The organism is Pigmentiphaga sp. NML030171 (assembly GCF_002188635.1).
In the GTDB taxonomy this organism is placed as follows: Bacteria; Pseudomonadota; Gammaproteobacteria; order Burkholderiales; family Burkholderiaceae_B; genus Pigmentiphaga; species Pigmentiphaga daeguensis.
The window spans coordinates 1-18,682 of sequence record NZ_NINX01000018.1; the positions used below are offsets into that span (position 1 = coordinate 1).

17 protein-coding genes are annotated in these 18,682 nt (G+C 65.0%); 7 read left to right on the top strand and 10 right to left on the bottom strand.

Translation table 11 applies throughout. From position 1 onward, the window contains the following. Positions 1-91 (top strand): IS3 family transposase (locus CDO46_RS27900; protein WP_140416819.1); only part of this gene is annotated, 91 nt, incomplete at its 5' end. Between the two features lie 220 nt (positions 92-311). Beyond that, the gene (locus CDO46_RS04465) at positions 312-2,924 is read left to right on the top strand and encodes a hypothetical protein (RefSeq protein WP_087837364.1); all 2,613 of its coding nucleotides are present in this window, start codon (positions 312-314) and stop codon (positions 2,922-2,924) included. A 291-nt stretch (positions 2,925-3,215) separates the two neighbouring features. Here the strand turns inward: CDO46_RS04465 and radC are convergent, their stop codons facing one another. Then, positions 3,216-3,725 (bottom strand): DNA repair protein RadC, encoded by a 510-nt coding sequence (gene radC, locus CDO46_RS04470; RefSeq protein ID WP_087837365.1) that lies wholly within the window; start codon positions 3,723-3,725, stop codon positions 3,216-3,218. 406 nt (positions 3,726-4,131) lie between these two features. Between radC and CDO46_RS04475 the strand changes: the two genes are divergently transcribed. Beyond that, positions 4,132-4,494, top strand: a complete 363-nt coding sequence (locus tag CDO46_RS04475; RefSeq protein ID WP_087837366.1) for an AlpA family transcriptional regulator — start codon at positions 4,132-4,134, stop codon at positions 4,492-4,494. 25 nt (positions 4,495-4,519) lie between these two features. On the opposite strand, the gene CDO46_RS04480 is transcribed toward CDO46_RS04475, so the two are convergent. The 8 genes from CDO46_RS04480 to CDO46_RS04515 form a co-directional block, all read right to left on the bottom strand. Then, on the bottom strand, positions 4,520-4,762 hold the full coding sequence (locus tag CDO46_RS04480) for a transcriptional regulator (RefSeq protein ID WP_087837367.1): 243 nt from the start codon (positions 4,760-4,762) through the stop codon (positions 4,520-4,522). A 35-nt stretch (positions 4,763-4,797) separates the two neighbouring features. Beyond that, positions 4,798-5,742 (bottom strand): nucleotidyl transferase AbiEii/AbiGii toxin family protein, encoded by a 945-nt coding sequence (locus CDO46_RS04485; RefSeq protein WP_087837368.1) that lies wholly within the window; start codon positions 5,740-5,742, stop codon positions 4,798-4,800. Next, on the bottom strand, positions 5,726-6,547 hold the full coding sequence (locus CDO46_RS04490) for a type IV toxin-antitoxin system AbiEi family antitoxin domain-containing protein (protein WP_087837369.1): 822 nt from the start codon (positions 6,545-6,547) through the stop codon (positions 5,726-5,728). The genes CDO46_RS04485 and CDO46_RS04490 overlap by 17 nt, the downstream gene beginning before the upstream one ends. Positions 6,548-6,702: 155 nt before the next feature. Then, complete coding sequence (locus CDO46_RS04495; RefSeq protein WP_087837370.1) at positions 6,703-7,962, bottom strand: site-specific integrase; 1,260 nt, start codon at positions 7,960-7,962, stop codon at positions 6,703-6,705. 302 nt (positions 7,963-8,264) lie between these two features. After that, positions 8,265-9,893, bottom strand: a complete 1,629-nt coding sequence (gene guaA / locus CDO46_RS04500) for a glutamine-hydrolyzing GMP synthase (RefSeq protein WP_087837371.1) — start codon at positions 9,891-9,893, stop codon at positions 8,265-8,267. Between the two features lie 3 nt (positions 9,894-9,896). Beyond that, positions 9,897-11,357: an IMP dehydrogenase gene (gene guaB / locus CDO46_RS04505; protein ID WP_087837372.1), complete on the bottom strand. Its 1,461-nt coding sequence runs from the start codon at positions 11,355-11,357 to the stop codon at positions 9,897-9,899. Between the two features lie 122 nt (positions 11,358-11,479). After that, a complete protein-coding gene (locus CDO46_RS04510) occupies positions 11,480-11,818 on the bottom strand; it encodes an RnfH family protein (protein ID WP_087837373.1) in 339 nt (112 codons plus the stop codon). Beyond that, a complete protein-coding gene (locus tag CDO46_RS04515; RefSeq protein ID WP_087837374.1) occupies positions 11,811-12,242 on the bottom strand; it encodes a type II toxin-antitoxin system RatA family toxin in 432 nt (143 codons plus the stop codon). Before CDO46_RS04515 ends, CDO46_RS04510 begins: the two co-directional genes overlap by 8 nt. 57 nt (positions 12,243-12,299) lie before the next feature. Between CDO46_RS04515 and smpB the strand changes: the two genes are divergently transcribed. From smpB to CDO46_RS04535, 4 genes are all read left to right on the top strand, one after another. Beyond that, positions 12,300-12,761: an SsrA-binding protein SmpB gene (gene smpB / locus CDO46_RS04520; protein ID WP_087837375.1), complete on the top strand. Its 462-nt coding sequence runs from the start codon at positions 12,300-12,302 to the stop codon at positions 12,759-12,761. Positions 12,762-12,947: 186 nt separating this feature from the next. Next, positions 12,948-14,180: a CaiB/BaiF CoA-transferase family protein gene (locus CDO46_RS04525; RefSeq protein ID WP_087837376.1), complete on the top strand. Its 1,233-nt coding sequence runs from the start codon at positions 12,948-12,950 to the stop codon at positions 14,178-14,180. Continuing rightward, positions 14,177-15,388: a CaiB/BaiF CoA-transferase family protein gene (locus CDO46_RS04530; RefSeq protein ID WP_087837377.1), complete on the top strand. Its 1,212-nt coding sequence runs from the start codon at positions 14,177-14,179 to the stop codon at positions 15,386-15,388. Before CDO46_RS04525 ends, CDO46_RS04530 begins: the two co-directional genes overlap by 4 nt. A gap of 23 nt (positions 15,389-15,411) precedes the next feature. Then, positions 15,412-17,733, top strand: coding sequence for an acyl-CoA dehydrogenase (locus CDO46_RS04535; protein WP_087837378.1), 2,322 nt, complete (start codon positions 15,412-15,414; stop codon positions 17,731-17,733). Between the two features lie 12 nt (positions 17,734-17,745). Here CDO46_RS04535 and CDO46_RS04540 read toward each other — a convergent pair whose 3' ends face one another. Further along, positions 17,746-18,675 carry an SPFH domain-containing protein gene (locus CDO46_RS04540; RefSeq protein WP_087837379.1) on the bottom strand — a complete coding sequence of 310 codons (930 nt, stop codon included), beginning with the start codon at positions 18,673-18,675 and terminating at the stop codon, positions 17,746-17,748. Positions 18,676-18,682: the final 7 nt, after the last annotated feature.

Genomic DNA, 18,682 nt, shown 5'->3' on the forward strand with positions numbered 1-18,682 from the left:
CGACTACATCGAGCGGTTCTACAACACAAGGCGCCAGCACTCAACGCTGGGATACGTCAGCCCCATGCAGTTCGAGGCGGCGGTTTGTTAGGTTAAACAACCTGTCCGGAGAGGCGGGGCAAGCCCATTCCTTTCTGACGTCGAAGACTACTTACTATCGCAAGCAGTCAATGAGAGCATATATGGAGGCATAGCTGCTCCGCGCGAAACCGCTATCGTCTAGGCCATTAGCCTGACATAACCTCGTCAATAGAGCACTGCAGAGCGGGACGCCCCTTCCTTAGCCGGTGCTACACACAAATAGGGAAATCATGGAAAAGTCAGAGTTCGACGTTGCCATCGCCATAGCACAGACGCTAAGGGTCAGCCTTGATGATTTTGCACCGGGCGCCCGGGCCATCGAGTGGGAGGGGGAGCTATGGATTTTCGTCAACGATCCATCGATCTCGACACCTGAAGATCTGAAGCGAACGCCGAGCATCACCCAGGCATCCCTGAAGGAAAGCGTCGTTGCAATCCACTACGTACTGGTCGACTGGATTCCCACCGGCCAGGAACGGGTCACACTGGGACTAGGCCGCACTGCTGAAACAGTAAGGATGGCGCTTCGCAAACTTCTCGACCTTCCTTCCACGTTTGACGCTTCACAGGAAGGGCTGATCAAAGAGGCGCTCGAACCCATCAGCGCGCTGGGAATCGCACCGGTACAAATGACCTTGGTAGACCAGAGCGGCGAACGGAAGCCTAACGCTGCGGATACGTTAGCGCAGCACGTTGGCTCCGATGCAGGTATGGTCTTCATTGAGGCCGAGGCAGGAAAGGGCAAGACTGTATTGCTAGCATCCGCAGCCCAGACGCTGCGGACGGATAAACGAGGAAAGCTTCCAGTCTTCATCCCGCTGAGAAGACTGCCTCTCACTGCTGGTATTGGGTGGGACAGCATTACTCAATTGATCGGCATCGTCGGCGAGGGCTCGGACCGATTAGTCCGAGCCATCAAATCTGGACTGGTCTCGGTATTCCTGGACGGTATTGACGAGGTTGCCGGCCGATATGATAAGAATCTCATTCGTGACTTGCTCGAGTTGATCACCCAACGCCTAGGTTCCCAGGACTCGATGGTCATCCTCTCTGGCCGACGGACCGAGGCTCGTCATCTCGATAGCAGTGACTGGACGATCCTCAGCGTGGATTTGCCCGAGGCCGCGAGTGCCGACTTCAAAGCTTACGTAGGCGCCGTGTTCGATGGCCTCGTATCGCAGAGCAAAGCCACCGGCGCAATCGAACTGCCACAGGAGTACGAAGATCTGATCGGCACTAGGCCGGCTGACGAGCAAGTCGTCCGAGAGAGGGATGACATTGTAGATTGGATCCTCGGAGTCTTCCCCGACGTGGCAAAGGAGCCATCGCTATTCTTCGTCCAGGGCCTAGCAGCGATAGCCATCGGCCGTCGAGCCGGCAACCGTGCGCCACTGCGTAACGACAATGGGATTTTTGTTCCGAGAGTCTGGGACGTTTGCCTCAGCGCAGCTGTATTCGCTTGCATTCGAGAAGCATCAAAGGTAGACAGCATCGCCGCTCAAGAGTATTCGGTTAAGAATCAAATGCGGGTGCTGCAGGGCTTGGCTGCGCTCTCATCATCCCCACCCGGGACCATCGCGCCGACACCGAATGAGCTCGTTCCGGGCGCGTTCGAAGTTGACCCTGTCAATTCGCCCGAAGTTCTTGTCGCCATCACGCGGCAAAACGCAAAACACGCACTTCTTTACGCTACGGAGGCGGCGGGAGGATATCGCCCGCAGTTCCTTAGCGATTGGATACGCTGCGCCCTTCTGGCCCAGACATTTAGGGCCAACAGTTCGCTGGGGCACATGGGTCCTGAGGAAACCTTGGAGCTTGCCGCCTCGGCAGAGCAAGCAAAGTACACATTCGAGTCGCTCCTGCCATCTGCTCTCAATGACGACGACGTGGTTGATCGGTGGCGCCAAGCGTTCGACCGTGCAATCGCAGCCGGACGTGAGTCAGCAAGTGCAAATCTATGGTTCCTTCGGGCAGGAGTGGGTGATGAGCGCTTGTCAGCCCCAGTGCACCCTCCACTGCCCCTAGCAGAGATTACAGACGTCGAGTTCTCAGGTTTTGTTATCAATGACGAATTGAGCGGCAGCGACTTTCTCCTCGACGGTACACGATTCGTGAATTCCTCCATTTCCAATGTACGTCTCAAAGACGTCTCCCTGCGTGACGTCTCGTTTGAGAACTGCGTAATCACGAACATTGAGCTGCTCGACTGCGAAGGTCCAATTTCTTTCGAAGGCTGTAACCTGAACGAAGTAAAGATCACGAACACTAGGTCTAAGAAGAAACCAGCGCTGAAGTTTTCTGACTGCACATTCATCGGCAATAAGAACTCGCTCACCCAAGACGTGGCGACCTATGGCGAGTCCGACTATGGGCCGCCCGCCGTGTTCGAAGAGTGCGTGTCGGATGTTGACATCGACCAATTGATCTATGGTGAGTGGTCTGCCAAGGAAAACGCTGCGAGGGGCATCAGCACAAGGAGCGTGAAGACCTCTAGTGACGCGGAAGCTTGCTTGCGACGCGCGCTGCGTGCCTTTTTTCCGTCGCATATTGGAGACAGCAAAGCTTTGCAGGCGCGTCGCTACATACGGCTATCTGCACTTGGTCGAGGAAGCATGCCTGCTGGTGCCCCCGGTCAAGAAGAACTGCAGCAAATCTTTGAGAGCGTTGGCTTCACGACCGGTGGCAGGTCTAACCACCTGTATGCCCCATGGTCGAGCGTGGTCGGAGCAAGTAAATCTGGCATGGAGCTCAGGACCGAACTGATTGATTTCCTTCGCGATGGAACCCAGCGCGGCCCGGCTGTCGATCAAATGATTTCTCGGCTTGAAGGCCATTTCTCATGACGTTCTGCGTTTCGTTGGCATTGCGCTATTCGGGAGACTGCCATCGCGCCGTTCAACCCGATGCAATGACCCGTTCCGTATCGGTTAATGAAAGAAGGCAGTTCTGTTGTAAGGGGCGCCCCCGCTGAGGAAGCAAGGGGCTCGACAGAAGTCCGGAACAAGGCTTCGCGCGCGAAACAGACGATCGGGGCCACTACCCTAGGCCTCCGCATCATGCAAAACGAGGACCAAAGCTGCATCACCTAGCGCAACAAAAAGAGCGCAGCAAAAAGGGGGCCGAAGCCCCCGAAGTCAGAGCAGACCGCGCTCTGCAAATGATGTAGTAGCACCGCCGGCAACGATGATGTGGTCCAGCGTGCGCACATCCACCAGTTCCAACGCTGCCTTGAGCTGCCGCGTCAGCGCCCTGTCCGCAGTGCTGGGCTCTGGATGCCCACTGGGGTGGTTGTGTGCCAGGATCACTGCCGCCGCATTGGCCCGCAGCGCCTCCTTAACGACCTCGCGCGGATGCACGGATGCGCTGTCGATGGTGCCGCGGAACATCTCGGTGTACTCGATCAAGCGATGCTGTGTGTCGAGGAACAGGACGGCGAACACCTCATGCTCAAAGCCTGCCAGTTTGGCGCGCAGGTACTCCTTCACCACGGCTGGTGAACTGAACTCGGTACCGCGCTGCATCTTCTGGTCGATGGCCTCGCGTGCCGCTTCAAGGATCTGTTCGACAGAGGCCAGCCGATAGCGGCCTTGGGTATCGCGCACGTGCAGCAGCGAATCGAAAGAGGAAAAGGACAGTTGCGACATGATCGTGCTCCGGTTGCTCGGGCGGAATTGCCCGGAACCGGCGCCTCACGGCGCAGCGCAAGCAGTCAGGGATCACAGACGGCCGACAGGCCGCAAGCGTGCGAGCACGCGCAGTCATTGACGGCGAGAACGCCGTGATACGGTGAAGGGAACAGCAAGCCCGCCCCCTCCATCTCCAACGAAGAATTGGAAAGCAAGCGCAGCGCGCAGGCCCGGATCAGCGATCCAGGCCGGAGGCATCAGGGATCAAAGCCGGATGGCCGCGACTCGCAGAGGCGCGGGGCGCAGCCCGCGAGCCCGACGGCGGGATGCTCCTTTCCTACGCCCGGCCTTGCTCCAGCAAGTTGTCCCAATCGCCACCGATAGCCACCATGACGTTCATTGCGAACTCCATGGAATCTGGACGATGGCTGCCGACTCAGAACCGCTCAGGATCTCAGCACAACCCACTGCTTCCCTGCCCCGCCCCGGCACCGAGCAGTACGCCGAGCTTCCGCAGTTCCCGAAGGGCTCGCCGCTGCCTTTTCGCCGCACGATCCGCCGCCGCGAACTGCATCAGATCGTGCCGTTGGCGGAAACCACCATCTACGAGATGGAGCAGCGCGGCGAGTTTCCCCGGCGCTTCCGGCTGACGCCGCGCTGCGTGGCCTGGGATCTGGAAGAAGTCGAAGCCTGGATAGAAGGCCGCAAGCAAGCCTCGCGATCATCAGAGACCGACATATCGCCAGGCCCGGACGTGAGGCTGCGTCGGCATCGCCCTGTTCGATGAAATCGCCGTCTAGCGTCCACGGCGACTACCCGACATCCACCCTGACCAGTTCTGCCCCGGGCAGCACCTGTGCCATCTGAGCCGCGGCAAGCGCGACCGCAGCATCGCGGCCCATTGCCTCCCGGCTGAAGGCCAGCGCAACGTGCCCAGGCCGACCCCAACCCACCGTGGCATCGGCACAGTCGCTGCCCGCCAGCCGGCGCAGGATCTCATCCTGCAAATCCAGTTCAGGATTCAACGCATAGACCAGTGTGAAATCGTGAACCACCGCGATCTCTCCATCCGCTTGTATTACCCCCTGTGTCAGCGCGCCTTGATGCGTGCCAGCACGTCCGCCAACTGCCCACGATCCGCCGCACGTTTGGCGGCCGTGCGCTGTGCCAGGTTGTGCAGCTTGCGCCGCACGCCGGGCAGATCGGCCGCATGGGTAAGGCCGATCAACCCGAAGTCCGGCTGCTCATCCTCAACCGATTCCAGAAAGGCGCGCGATGGCTCGTCCAACCAATGCGCCACGCGCGCCAACAGGCGCTCGCGGCTTTCCAACAAGGCTGTCGCTTCAATGGGCTCAGCCGTCATGCCCTTGAAGTGAGCGTCGAAGGTGGCCTCGAAATCCGCAGGTACGCGCGGCGCCAGCATTTCCCATGCTGGCTTAGGACTGCACGTCAGGTACACGAGAAAGGTCCGCCAAAGACCTGCATCCGCCCGCTCATCCTCCAGCAGCAAGCCCACGTCGAACAGATCGCGCGGATGCTGCCGCGACAATGCCGCCGCCAGCTTTCCGGCATACAGGTCGGCGAAGTCCAGTACCTGCACTTCGGCGAAGCCGAACGCCTCCTCCACCTTCGGGCGCACGACCATGGCCCGCACCGGATGCACCGTCCCGCGCATCACCGGCGTCGTCTCAATCTGCACACGCGCTCGGCCGCGACTGGCTACCAGCCGGGTGACCGCCCCGCCTTCGCCCGCTGAAGCTTGCACCTGCAATTGCAAAGGCCGGGCGCGCATCGCGTCGGCCAGTCGTCCGAGTGCTTCGGCGATCAGCTTCGCATCCTCGGCATAGTCGTGCACCGGCAGCCAGGCCAGGTCGATGTCCACCGACAAGCGCGGCAGGTCATGCTCGAACAGGTTGATGGCGGTGCCGCCCTTGAGCGCGAAGCGCGGCTCTTGGGCCAGCACCGGCAGGATCTCGACCAGCAGCCGCACACGGTCCGTGTAGCGCCGATCCCCTCGATCAAGCCAGGTGCTCATCGAGGTCTCCCGGCAAGGTGATCTGGTAGGTCGGATGCAGGCGCCCGCCGGGCACCAGCGCGCGCTTGCCCCGGCCCAGATCGACATCTTCCAACAACACATGCGACAACCACGCATGCCGATGACGATCGGCCAGCGCCAGGAACAGCCGCTTGGTCTTGATGCTGCGGCAGTGACGCAGCAGCAGGCCGACGCGCTGCGGGCGCAGCGTGGTCATGGCCTGCATCAGCGCATCGGCCTCGTAGACCCCCGCCGCATCCGACACGCCATCGCACAGCTCCAGCATGGCCCGCTCGGGGGTCGAGCAGACCAAGGCATCGACACCAGGTGCGGCAGAGTGCAAGGCCAGACCTACCTTGGATAGCGCCGTCTCGGAGACTTCCGCAGTGAAGGACACGGCCGGCAGATCGAACGGCCCTTTGCCCTGGTACTCGAAGCGCTGCTCCATGGACAGCTTGCCGACCCAGCCCGGCGGAGGCTTCGATCCGTAAAGCGTGATCGTCCCAGCATCGCCCAGGCGCAAGTAGTGCTCGTGCCCTTGCAAGGCCAGCGCAAAGCGTCCCCCGACATGCAGTGGCATGCCCTCCCCGACCTGCAGGCTGCGGACCACCCCATCCCATTGCAGCCGCCCGCCGGCGCGCATGTACACGCCACGCGCCGGCGACACCAGCCAGCCGCTGTCCACATAGCGCGCGACCAGGCTGTTGGAGTAGTCATGCGCGCGCAGCCAGCGGCTGGACACCAGGCGGGTATCGCCGAGTTCGGCCAACAAACGGTTCAATTTTCCTGAATTTTGAGTATCCATAGTGCTCAAAATATCAGTTTTATAAACCTCCGCCAAGGACCATGAGTTTGAAACTTCAGTAAAAGGATCATCCAGAGTGATCTCTTTCTGACAAATGCAAACCCCGGTCTGCCAACCAGAAGGGGTTCCAGTTAAGGTCATCATGCGCTCCTCCCTCACAAAGCCGGGCTGAGCACCGGGACCGACACGTCCTCCGGCACCAGCTTCGGCACATGCGTGCGCCCATCGACCCACGCCTCCACCATGTCGGCCCACTCTTGGAGCATGTGCCGTCGCGGCCCGGCGTACTCAGCCTTGTTGTAGACCGAGCGCGACGTCCGGCTGCCTTCTTCGTGCGCCAGGCACTTCTCGATCCAGTCCCCGTTGAAGCCCACCTCGTTGAGCAGTGTGGAAGCGGTGCGCCGCAGGTCATGCACCGTGAATGGCTCCAGCGGCAACCCGGCTTCCTTCGCGCGGGAGCCAATGAGCTGGGTCACCCGGTTAAGCGTTGCATGCGACATGCACCGGTCGGGGTCATAGCGCGACGGCAGCACGAATCGCGAGCCAGCCGCGCAGGTGTGTAGGGCCACGAAGATGTCCATCGCCTGTCGCGACAGATAGACCACATGCGGCTTGCGTCCCTTCATCCGCACCTTCGGGATCGTCCAGGTGGCGTTCTCGAAATCCACCTCGTTCCAGGTGGCCTCGACCAACTCGCTTTTGCGCACCATCGTCAGCAGGATCAGGCGCAAGGCCAACCGGATGGTCGGATAGGACGCGATGGTCTCCAGTTGGTGGAAGGCCAGCCGGATCTCCGCCGGCGACAGCGCCCGGTCCTTGGGAACGAAGGTCGCAATCGAGGCCGCCTTCACGTCGTCGGCCGGGTTGGCGAGCCGTTCGCCATGCAGGATGGCGAAGGCATAAACCTGCTTCACGATGTCTCGGACGTGGATGGCGGTGGCCGGTGCGCCGCGCGCCTTCACCTTGTTGCACAACGCCCGCAGGTCGTCGGGGGTGACTTCCTTCAGCTTCCGATTCTGGAAGACCGGCAAGATGTCGCGGTCGATGATGTGCTTGCGCATTGCCCGGGTACTGTCGGCCATGCGGGCGTCGGCCAGCCAGCGTTCCGTCATCTCGCCGAAGGTCCTGGCGGCCGTCAGCCGCCGCTTGGCCCGCTGCTTCTCCAGCGCAGGGGAAAGGCCCTGATCGACCGAGCGCTTGGCGTCGAGCAGCCGCTCCCGCGCCATGGCCAGCGACATGCCGGCCGGTCCGTACCGTCCGAGCGTGAGCGTCTCGCGGCGCCCGTTGAGACGGTAGTCGTAACGGAAGGTGATGGTACCGGCGGTCGATACCGCCACGTACATGCCATCGCGGTCAAAAACCTTATAAATCTTGGACTTAGGCTTGAGGTTACGCAGTGCTGTGTCGGTGAGCATTGAGGGTGTTCCTCCTGTTCGTGACGGCTTTTACCGTCAGGGACCTGGAGACCCGTTGATGCTCGGAAAGCCGCATGAAATAAGCTTTCCTGAAGAGTTTTTTACCGTCAAAGACCGGTTCGGTCTCAATAGTAAACAGGAAGGTCTGGATCCGACCTTCGGGGGCTTACCGTCAGTTCTGTCGCCGACCCGTTCTGCTGGCCGGCGATAGCCACCGATAGAAAACGCAACTTATACATTTAAAATCAACAAGTTAAGTCACTTCTACCGATACCTGGCGATAGCCTTCGAAAGACGCTCCGTCATTCCCACTCGATCGTCGCCGGCGGCTTTCCCGACACGTCATAAACCACCCGATTCAACCCCCGAACCTCATTGATGATCCGGTTCGAAGTCCTTCCCAGCAACGCATACGGCAAATGCGCCCAATGCGCCGTCATGAAGTCGGTGGTCTGCACCGCGCGTAGCGCGACGACGTAGTCGTACGTCCGCCCGTCCCCCATCACGCCCACGGACTTCACGGGCAGGAACACGGCGAACGCCTGGCTGGTCAGGTCGTACCAGTTCTTCCCGACCTCCTCGGCCGCGCACAGGCCCGCTGCGGCATCCTGTTCGGTTGCCCGGGTGCCTCGCAGTTCTTCGATGAAGATCGCGTCCGCGCGGCGCAGCAGGTCGGCGTATTCCTTCTTCACCTCGCCCAGGATCCGCACGCCCAGGCCCGGCCCGGGGAACGGATGCCGGTAGACCATGCCGTGCGGCAGGCCGAGCGCGATGCCGAGCTTGCGCACTTCGTCCTTGAACAGCTCGCGCAGCGGCTCGAGCAGTTTCAGGTGCAGGGTATCGGGCAGGCCGCCGACGTTGTGGTGCGACTTGATGGTGACGGCCTTGCCGGTCTTGGCGCCGGCCGATTCGATCACGTCGGGGTAGATGGTGCCTTGCGCCAGCCACTTGGCGCCCTTGAGCTTGGCGGCTTCGCGCTGGAAGACTTCGACGAATTCCTTGCCGATGATCTTGCGCTTGGCCTCGGGGTCGGTTTCGCCGGCCAGCTTGCCCATGAAGTCGTCGGTGGCGTCGACGTGGATGATCTTCAGGCCCATGTTTTCGGCGAAGGTCTGCATGACCTGCTCGCCTTCGTTCAGGCGCAGCAGGCCGTGGTCGACGAAGACGCAGGTGAGCTGGTCGCCGATGGCCTTGTGGATCAGTGCGGCCGCCACGGAGGAATCGACGCCGCCGGACAGGCCCAGGATGACTTCGTCGCTGCCGACCTGTTTGCGGATGGCCTCGACGGCTTCGCTGACGTAGTCGGGCATGTTCCAGTCGGTGCCGCAGCCGCAGATGTCGTGCACGAAGCGCGACAGCAGGGCCTGGCCCTGGACGGTGTGGGTGACTTCGGGGTGGAACTGGACGGCGTAGTAGCCGCGGTCGACGTCGGCCATGCCGGCGATGGGACACGAGGCGGTGGAGGCCATGAGCTTGAAGCCGGGCGGCAGTTCGGTGACCTTGTCGCCGTGGCTCATCCAGACCTTGAGCATGCCGTGGCCTTCGGGGGTGGCGAAGTCCTGGATGCCGTTCAGGAACGGGGTGTGGCCGTGGGCGCGGACTTCGGCGTAGCCGAATTCGCGGTGGTCGCTGAAGCTGACCTTGCCGCCCAGTTGCATGGCCATGGTCTGCATGCCGTAGCAGATGCCGAGCACGGGCACGCCGGATTCGAACACGGCCTGGGGGGCGCGCATGGAGGCTTCGTCGTAGGCCGAGGCGTGGCTGCCGGACAGGATGACGCCTTTGAGGCCCTTGGCGAGCTCGCCGCGGACGAAGTCGTCCGAGACGTCGTAGGGGTGGATTTCGCAGTAAACCTGCGCTTCGCGCACGCGGCGGGCGATGAGTTGGGTGACTTGCGAGCCGAAGTCGAGAATCAGGATGCGGTCGTGCACGCTTCAGTCCATCCGGTAGTTGGGAGCTTCTTTGGTGATCTGCACGTCGTGGACGTGCGATTCGCGGATGCCGGCGGCGGTGATCTGGACGAATTCGCTCTTGGTGCGCATTTCGTCGATGGTGGCGCAGCCGCAGTAGCCCATGGAGGCCCGCACGCCGCCCACCAGTTGGTAGATGATGGCGATGACGCTGCCCTTGTAGGGCACGCGGCCTTCGATGCCTTCGGGCACGAACTTGTCGGAGTTGTTGGCCGGGTCCTGGAAGTAGCGGTCGGCCGAGCCGTCGGCCATGGCGCCCAGGCTGCCCATGCCGCGGTAGGACTTGTACGAGCGGCCCTGGTACAGGACGATTTCGCCCGGAGCTTCGTCGGTACCGGCGAACATGCCGCCCATCATGACGGTGTAGGCGCCGGCCGACAGGGCCTTGGCGATGTCGCCGGAGTAGCGCACACCGCCGTCGGCGATCAGCGGGACGCCGGTGCCTTCCAGGGCCTCGGCCACGTTGGAGATGGCGGTGATCTGGGGCACGCCCACGCCGGCCACGATGCGGGTGGTGCAGATGGAGCCGGGGCCGATGCCGACCTTGACGCCGTCGGCGCCGGCCTCGACCAGTGCGCGGGCCGCGGCGCCGGTGGCGATGTTGCCGCCGATGACCTGCAGTTGCGGGTAGTGTTTCTTGATCCAGCGGACGCGGTCGAGCACGCCGGCGGTGTGGCCGTGGGCGGTGTCGACGATGAGGACGTCGACGCCGGCGGCGACGAGCTTCTCGACCCGTTCGTCGGTGCCCTCGCCCACCCCGACGGCGGCGCCGACGCGCAGCTTGCCGTGCTCGTCCTTGCTGGCGTTGGGGTTCTCGGTGGTCTTGATGATGTCCTTGACGGTGATCAGGCCGCGCAGCTCGAAGCTGTCGTTGACGACCAGCACGCGCTCCAGGCGGTGCTTGTGCATCAGGGCCTGGGCCTCGTCCAGCGAGGCGCCTTCGCGCACGGTGATGAGGCGCTCGCGCGGCGTCATGACGGTGCGGATGGGCTCGTCGTAGCGGTCTTCGAAGCGCAGGTCGCGGTTGGTGACGATGCCGACCACCTGGCGGCCCTCGACCACGGGCAGGCCGGAGATGCCGTGCTGGCGCTGCAGCTCGATGACTTCGCGCACCTTCATGTGGGGCGCGATGGTGATGGGATCGAGCACGACCCCGGCCTCGTAGCGCTTGACCTTGGCGACTTCGCGCGCCTGCTCGTCGGCGGTGAGGTTCTTGTGGATGATCCCGATCCCGCCTTCCTTGGCCATGGCGATGGCCAGGCGCGATTCCGTGACGGTGTCCATGGCGGCGGACACCAGGGGAATGTTCAGCGAGATTTCACGGGTCAGACGGGTTCGAAGACTGGTGTCGCGGGGCAACACCGCAGAGTATGCGGGCACCAACAACACGTCATCGAAAGTAAGCGCATTTTGTACGAGACGCATCGAGTAACCCCTGGCCGCAATAAACCTAGTATTGTAAATCAGAGCGGGGGGCTGCGCTGTTCAGCCTTGCTGTCAAGAGGGTTTATATGCGGGAAAACCCACGGTCCACACGCCGGGCCCGTCTAGCGGCCCGGTCCGCCCCGCCTGGCGCCTGCCGACGCCGCCTTGTGCGCGGCTCGCCGGCGGCGGGATTCCTTGGGGTCGAAGACCAGCGGGCGGTAGATCTCGACCCGGTCGTGGTCGTGCAGCACATGGTCCAGCGGCCGGCGGCGGCCATGGACGCCGGTGCCGGCCTGGGCGGGGTCCACGCCCGGGTAGGCCTGGCGAAAACCGCTGGCCAGGATGGCGTCGGCCAGGGTCGCGCCCCGGGGCAGGACGAGTTCCCGCATCCAGGTTTCCGACGCATCCGCATAACAGACGCTGACGGCCACGGTGCCGCCCCGCCCCGCCTGGCTATCCATAGCAGGCTTCGGCCCGCTGGGTGAAGGCGTCGATGAAGCTGGTGGCGATGCGGTTGAACACGGGGCCGACCAGGGTTTCCAGCGCACGGCTGGAGAACTGGTACTGCATGGTGAAGACCACCTTGCAGGCGTCGTCGGCCAGGGCGTGGAATTCCCAGACGCCTTCCAGCAGCGAGAACGGCCCGTCCACCAGGTCGAGCTGGATGCGGTCGGGATAGTGGTGGGTGTTGCGGGTGGTGAAGCGCTGGCGCAGGCCCGCGAACTGGATCACGACCGAGGCGCGCATGCCGTTCTCGTCGCGCTCGTGCACCTCGGTTCCGCCGCACCAGGGCATGAATTTGGGGTAGTCCTCGACCTTGGCCACCAGGTCGAACATCTGGGCGGCGCTATAGGGGACCAACACCGAACGTTGCACTTTATGCATGCGTAGATGATCCGATTGGGCAAATTGCTAGAATGACCCATTTTAACGGCGTGACGAATGAGCATCATTGAGAACCGCAAGGCATTCCACGACTACTTCATCGACGAGCGTTTCGAGGCCGGCCTGGTACTCGAAGGCTGGGAGGTGAAGGCGATTCGTGCCGGGCGTGTCCAGCTCAAGGAAAGCTACGTCATCGTCCGCGATGCCGAACTGTACCTGCTGGGCATGCACGTCAGCCCCCTGGAGACGGCCTCCACCCACGTCCATCCCGACCCGACCCGCACGCGCAAGCTGCTGCTCAAGGCCGAGGAGATCCACAAGCTGATCGGCAAGGTGGAACAGCGCGGCTTCGCGCTGGTGCCGCTGAACCTGCATTTCAAGAACTCGCTGATCAAGCTGGAATTCGGGCTGGCGCGGGGCAAGAAGCAGTTCGACAAGCGCGACACCGAGCGCGAGCGCGACTGGCTGCGCGAGAAGGCGCAGATCATGAAGCACGACACGCGCAAGCACTCCTCCTGATCCCTCAGGCATATCAGCTTTGGCGCCGCGGTGATGAACAGCCGCGCGGCGGCTACCTATACTCGTGCCAGCCATCCATCGCACGAGACCGGACCCGGATCCGGCCAGGAGACGCCTCATGCCGCGCCGCATCGCCCCTTTCCCCACTGACCTCCCCTGCCGCCCCGCCCACGGCGCGAGCCGGCCATGAGCAGCCTGGCGGGCGTGAAGGTCCTGGACCTGAGCCGGGTGTTCTCGGGCCCCTGGGCCGCGCAGATGCTGGCCGATTTCGGGGCCGACGTGATCAAGGTGGAGCGGCCCGGACGCGGCGACGACGTGCGCCACCAGGGCCTGCGAGCGCGCGGCGAGGACGGCGGCGAGGTGGGCGAGACCTCGTCCTTCATGTCCATGAACCGCGGCAAGCGTTCGGTGGCCATCGACCTGTCCAGGCCGGCCGGCCAGGCGCTGGTGCGCGAGCTGGCCATGCGCTCGGACATCCTGATCGAGAACTTCAAGGCCGGCGACCTGGCGCGCTACGGGCTGGACTACGCGTCGCTGTCGGCGCTGAACCCCCGGCTGGTGTATTGCTCGATCAGCGGGTTCGGGCAGACCGGTCCGTACAGCCACCTGCCGGGCTACGACCCGCTGTTCCAGTCCATGAGCGGGCTGATGAGCATCACCGGCCACGCCGACGGCGAGCCGGGCGGCGGGCCGCTGCGCGTGGGCTATTCGGTGGGGGACATCACCGCCGGCTTCTATGCCGTCAGCGCCATCCTGGCCGCGCTGCGCCACCGCGACGTGGTGTCCGGCACGGGACAGCACATCGACCTGGCCCTGCTGGATGCCCAGGTGGCGTCGATCTCGCACGTGGCCATGATGTACCTGGTGTCGGGACGGCAGCCGGAGCGGCTGGGCAATGCCTCGCCCATCACCTGCCCCTGGCAGTCCTTCGACTGCGCCGATGGCCAGATCGTGGTCGCGGTAGGCAACGACACGCAGTTCGCCGCCATGTGCGAAGTGCTGGGGCTGCCCGGGCTGCCGGGCGATCCGCGCTATGCCACCAACCCCATGCGGGCGCGGCACCGGCTGGAGCTGGTGCCGCTGCTGGAGCGGGCCATCGTCCGGCATCCCGTGGCGCAATTGCGCGCGGCCTTCGACGCCGCCGGCGTGCCCTGCGGACCCATCAACGACTTCGCGCAGGTGTTCGACGATCCGCAGATACGCCATCGGGAAATGCTGCTGCGCATGCCCGCGGACGCGGGGCGCGATATTCCCCAGGTGGCCAATCCGGTCCGCTTCTCGGACACGCCGGTCGAATACCGGCGCGCCCCGCCCGCCCTGGGCCAGCACACGGACGAGGTGCTGCGCGAGGTGCTGGGCCTGGAGGCGGCCGAGCTTGACGCCCTGCGGCGCGACCGCATCATCCAGGCCGCCCCATGACCGCCCCGCTGCACGGCATCCGCGTACTGGACCTGAGCCGGGTGTTCTCGGGCCCGTTCGCCACCCAGATGCTGGCGGACCTGGGGGCGGACGTGATCAAGGTCGAACGGCCGGGTGTGGGCGACGAAGCGCGCTACCAGGGTGCGCCCCTGCGGGACGCCGACGGCAGGCCGCTGGACTGGACCTCATCTTTCCTGGCGATGAACCGCGGCAAGCGGTCCATCGCCATCGACGTCGCCAATCCCGAGGGGCAGGCACTGGTGCGCGGCCTGGCGCGGCAAAGCGACGTCTTCATCGAGAACTTCAAGGCCGGCGACCTGGCCCGCCACGGGCTGGACTACGCGTCGCTGCGTGCGGTCAATCCGCGCCTGGTCTATTGCTCGATCACGGGTTTCGGCCAGGATGGGCCGCGTGCCCGCCAGCCCGGCTATGACCTGGTGTTCCAGGCCATGAGCGGCATCATGAGCATGACGGGCGAACCCGACGGCCCGCCGCAGCGCGTGGGTTATTCGGTGTCGGACATCACCGCCGCCTACCATGCGGTGATCGGCATCCTGTCGGCGCTGCACGCGCGCCAGGCGGGTCTGTGCGAAGGGCAGCACATCGACATCGCGCTGCTGGACTGTCAGCTGGCCGCCGCCTCGCATGTCGCGATGGGCTATCTGCTGTCGGGTTCGCAGCCGGCGCGCATAGGCACGCGTTCGCACTTCATGGTGCCTTACCAGGCTTTCGACTGCGCGGACCAGCCGCTGGTGGTGATGTGCGGCAACGACGACCAGTTCCGCCGCCTGGCCGCCGCGCTCGGACTGCCGGGGCTGGCGGACGATGCGCGCTACGCCGCCAATCTCCAGCGCATGCGGCACCAGGACACGCTGGTGCCCCTGCTGGAAGATGCACTGCGCGCCCGCCCGCGCGCCCATTGGCTGGAAGCGCTGGACCGGGCCGGCGTCCCGTGCGCGCCCATCCAGGACTTCCAGCAGGCCTTCGACGACCCGCAGGTACGGCACCGGCAAGTGGTCACGCGCCTGCCCTTCGCGCCCACCGGCACGCTGCCCATGGTGGCCAATCCCGTGCGCCTGTCGGAGACCCCGGTCGAGTACCGGCGCCCGCCACCGGCCCTGGGCGAGCACACCGAGGAAATCTGCGCGCAGCTGCTGCAAGTGCCGGTGGAGCGGCTGCGGGCCTTGCGCGAGCAAGGCATTCTTTGACGGGGCATGCCCCAGGGAACTTCATGGACGATACTCTGCGGGAATTTCGCGACAGCGCCGCCGACTACCTGGGCGCGAACGACCAGCGGCAGCGCATGCGTGCGCTGGACGACAGCGCGGGCGGACACGATCGCGAGGAATGGCGCCGCATCGCCGAACTGGGCTGGCTGGCGGTGCTGGTGGCCGAGGACGACGGCGGACTGGGCCTGGGTCTGCCCGAGCTGTGCGCGATCGCCCAGGAAGCCGGCCGCCATCTGCTGCCCGAACCGCTGGCCGCGGCGGGCGTGCATACGATGGCGCTGCTGGCCGGCCTGCCCGCCACGCCGCCGCGCGCATCGCTGCTGGAGAAGGCCATGTCGGGCGCCCTGCTGCTGGGCGTAGCCTGGCAGGAACGCGCGGGCCAGCTCGATCCCGACGCCCGGCCCGGTTCATGCGCCACGCGCGGGGCCGGCGGCCTGCGGCTGGCCGGCCGCAAGCGCTTCGTCCAGCCCGGCGCCGACGTCGATGGCTGGCTGCTGGCCGCCACGCTGGACGAAGAAGCCGCGCTGCTGTGGCTGCCCCGCGAACGTCTGGCCCGCGCTCCCATCACCCGGCGCCTGGTGGACGGCAGCGCGCAGGCGGACCTGGACCTGGACGGTACCGTGCTGGATGCGGAGCACGTGCTGGCCACCGGCCCGGCGGCCAGCGAGGCCCTGGCGCGCGCCAACGACGTGGCGCGCCTGGCCCAGGGCGCGGAGCTGGCGGGCATCGCCCGGCGGGCGCTGGAACTGACGCGCGACTACCTGGCGACGCGGGAGCAGTTCGGTCGCCCGATCGGCAGCTTCCAGGCCTTGCAGCACCGCATGGTCGACGGGCTGATACAGGTGGAACTGGCCGAGGCCTGCCTGCGCGAGGTGCTGGCGCAGGCGGCGCCGGATGCTCCCGCCACGCGCCTGGGGCGCCTGGCCAGCCGGGCCAAGGCCCGCTGCGCCCACGCGGCGCTGGAGATGACCCGCATGGCGATCCAGTTGCACGGCGCCATCGGCACGACCTACGAATACGACATCGGCCTGTATTTCCGCCGCGCGATGGCGCTGTCCGCGCACCTGGGAAATGCCGAGGCGCACCGCGTGCGCTACGCCACGCTGGCCGCTCCGGAAGCGGACGATCCCGAAGCCGGGCCGGCCCCCGCGCCCATCACCGCGTTTCCCGCCGACGCGGACTGGGGGGCGATGCCGGAAGCCGAATTCCGCCGCCTGGTCCGCGCACTGTTCGACACGCACTACCCGCAGGACCGGCGGCACATGCCCTACCGCCAGACCTGGGCCGAGACGCGCGACTGGTACCTGACGCTGGCCCGCCTGGGCTGGCTGGCGCCGGCCTGGCCCCGCGAGCATGGCGGCATGGGCCTGCCGCCCGACAAGCTGATCGCCTACATCGAAGAAGCCGAGGCCTACGGCGTCGCGCGGCCGCCCGACCAGGGGCTGAACATGGTGGGGCCGATCCTGATGCGCTTCGGCACCGAGGCGCAGCGCGCCCGCTTCCTGCCGGCCATCCTGAAAGGCGAGCACGTCTGGATTCAGGGCTATTCAGAACCCAACGCCGGCTCGGACCTGGCCGCCGTGCGCACGGAAGCCGTGCCCGACGGCGACCACTTCGTCGTCAACGGCCAGAAAACCTGGACCACCTGGGGTTCGGACGGCACGCACATGTTCATGCTCGTGCGCACCGACAAGACGGCCAAGAAGCAGGCCGGCATCAGCTTCCTGCTGGTGGACCTGAAGACACCCGGCATCACCGTTCGCCCCATCCGCAACATCGCCGACGAGCGGGAATTCTGCGAGGTGTTCTTCGACAACGTCCGCGTGCCGCGCGAGAACCTGGTGGGAGGCCTGAACGAGGGCTGGACGGTGGCCAAGGCGCTGCTGGGCTTCGAGCGCCTGTTCACCGGCAGCCCCAAGCATTCCCAGCACACGCTGCGGCAGGTGGAGAAGCTGGCGCGCCAGCGCGGGCTGTTCGACGACCCGGCCTTCGTCGCGCGCCATACCGCCTTGCAACTCGACACGCTGGACCTGGGGGCGGCGTACGGCGGCTTTGCCGACCTGGCCAAGCGCGGGGCGGCCATTCCGCCCACCGTGTCGATCCTGAAGATCTGGTCCACCGAGACCTACGAGCGGCTGGCCCTGCTGCTGATCGAGGCCGCCGGCGAATACGGCGCGGTGCGCGACCACGCCGGCACCGACGAGATCGACCTGCACGTGGTGGCGCCGCTGTTCAACGCGCTGGGCGCGAAGATCTTCGCCGGCAGCAACGAGATCCAGCGCAACATCCTGGCCAAGGCCGTGCTGGAGCTGCCCTCGGGCTGAAGGCGGCGGCGTTCAGCCCTGGCCGGCCTGGGTGCCCTTGACCACGGTCAGCGCCGAGGCGATCAGGCCGCTGATGTCGCTGACGTTGGCGGGCACGATCAGGGTGTTGTTGGTCTTGGCCAGGTTGCCGAAGGCGTCGACGTAGCGCTCGGCCACCTTGAGGTTGACCGCTTCCATGCCGCCGGGGTGCTTGATGGCCTCGGCCACCTGGATGATGGCCTTGGCGGTAGCATCCGCCACGGTCACCACGGCGGTGGCCTCGCCCTGGGCCTGGTTGATCTGGGCCTGCTTCTCGCCCTCGGAACGCGCGATGGCGGCCTCGCGCTCGCCGGTGGCGATGTTGATCTGTTCCTGGCGGCGGCCTTCGGAGGCCGCGATCAGGGCCCGCTTCTCGCGCTCGGCGGTGATCTGGGCCTGCATGGCGCGCAGGATCTCGGCCGGCGGCGTCAGGTCCTTGATCTCGTAGCGCAGCACCTTCACGCCCCAGTTCAGCGCAGCCTCGTCCAGCGCGCTGACGATGCTGCTGTTGATCTGCTCGCGCTCCTCGAAGGTGCGGTCCAGTTCCAGCTTGCCGATGACCGAGCGCAGCGTGGTCTGGGCCAGCTGGGTGATGGCGACGATGTAGTTGGACGAACCGTACGAGGCGCGCATCGCGTCGGTGACCTGGAAATACAGGATGCCGTCCACCTGCAGCTGGGTGTTGTCGCGCGTGATGCAGACCTGGCTGGGCACGTCCAGCGGGATTTCCTTGAGCGAATGCTTGTAGGCCACGCGCTCGATGAAGGGGATGACGAAGCCGGCGCCGGGCGACAGCACGCGGTCGAACTTGCCCAGGCGCTCGACCACCCACGCATGCTGCTGCGGAACGATGGCAATGGCCTTGACGACGATGAGGATGGCCAGGAAAACGATGACCAGCAGGACGATGGTGGATGCGCTCATGGTGCTT

Coding starts and splice junctions, on each gene's coding strand:
- CDO46_RS04475 (WP_087837366.1), top strand. CDS start 4,132: ATGGCTGCCGACTCAGAACCGCTCAGGATCTCAGCACAACCCACTGCT.
- CDO46_RS04535 (WP_087837378.1), top strand. CDS start 15,412: ATGGACGATACTCTGCGGGAATTTCGCGACAGCGCCGCCGACTACCTG.
- CDO46_RS04525 (WP_087837376.1), top strand. CDS start 12,948: ATGAGCAGCCTGGCGGGCGTGAAGGTCCTGGACCTGAGCCGGGTGTTC.
- CDO46_RS04515 (WP_087837374.1), bottom strand. CDS start 12,242: ATGCATAAAGTGCAACGTTCGGTGTTGGTCCCCTATAGCGCCGCCCAG.
- CDO46_RS04465 (WP_087837364.1), top strand. CDS start 312: ATGGAAAAGTCAGAGTTCGACGTTGCCATCGCCATAGCACAGACGCTA.
- CDO46_RS04495 (WP_087837370.1), bottom strand. CDS start 7,962: ATGCTCACCGACACAGCACTGCGTAACCTCAAGCCTAAGTCCAAGATT.
- smpB (WP_087837375.1), top strand. CDS start 12,300: ATGAGCATCATTGAGAACCGCAAGGCATTCCACGACTACTTCATCGAC.
- guaB (WP_087837372.1), bottom strand. CDS start 11,357: ATGCGTCTCGTACAAAATGCGCTTACTTTCGATGACGTGTTGTTGGTG.
- CDO46_RS04530 (WP_087837377.1), top strand. CDS start 14,177: ATGACCGCCCCGCTGCACGGCATCCGCGTACTGGACCTGAGCCGGGTG.
- CDO46_RS04540 (WP_087837379.1), bottom strand. CDS start 18,675: ATGAGCGCATCCACCATCGTCCTGCTGGTCATCGTTTTCCTGGCCATC.
- CDO46_RS04510 (WP_087837373.1), bottom strand. CDS start 11,818: ATGGATAGCCAGGCGGGGCGGGGCGGCACCGTGGCCGTCAGCGTCTGT.
- CDO46_RS04485 (WP_087837368.1), bottom strand. CDS start 5,742: ATGAGCACCTGGCTTGATCGAGGGGATCGGCGCTACACGGACCGTGTG.
- CDO46_RS04490 (WP_087837369.1), bottom strand. CDS start 6,547: ATGGATACTCAAAATTCAGGAAAATTGAACCGTTTGTTGGCCGAACTC.
- radC (WP_087837365.1), bottom strand. CDS start 3,725: ATGTCGCAACTGTCCTTTTCCTCTTTCGATTCGCTGCTGCACGTGCGC.